The 470-nt window shown below is 71.7% G+C and carries 1 pseudogene; it reads left to right on the top strand.

Going from position 1 to position 470, the window contains the following annotated elements:
* Positions 1 to 470: pseudogene (locus BN358_RS26305) on the top strand (hypothetical protein); the annotation flags it as partial.

The following is a 470-nucleotide window of genomic DNA, read 5'->3' on the forward strand; positions in this document are numbered from 1 at the left end:
CACGCCTGAGACGAGCGCACCCAGCGTGCCCACAGCTGCGGCGTCTGCGCCGGCCACCAGCTCCGCCGACCAGCAAGCGGAGCAGCACGCCGACGACGGCCACCGGCCCGAATGGCTCCTCACGGGTCTGTCCGGGGCTGGGGCCATCCTTGCCGGCGGACTGTGGCTCATCCTGCGGCGGCGCCAGGCGATCCAGCACCACCACCGCCGACCTGGCTTCATGACCAGCCCGCCGCCGCCGGCCACGCTGCCGGTCGAGAAGACCCTGCGTTACGAGGGCCGGCCGATCGCCGACATCGTCACCTTCATCGACGAGACCCTGCGCCGCCTCGCCGCGACGATCCTGGAACACGCCGACCGGCTCCCCCCAGTGATCGCCGTCGAAGTTGCCCGGTCCGCCCTCACGCTGCATCTTGGCGACGCCACTCCGTTGCCTGAGCCCTGGCAGCGCTGCGAGGGCATGAACTCGT

Origin of the sequence: Sedimentibacter sp. B4, assembly GCF_000309315.1 — a bacterium.
Classification (GTDB): Bacteria; Bacillota; Clostridia; order Tissierellales; family Sedimentibacteraceae; genus Sedimentibacter; species Sedimentibacter saalensis.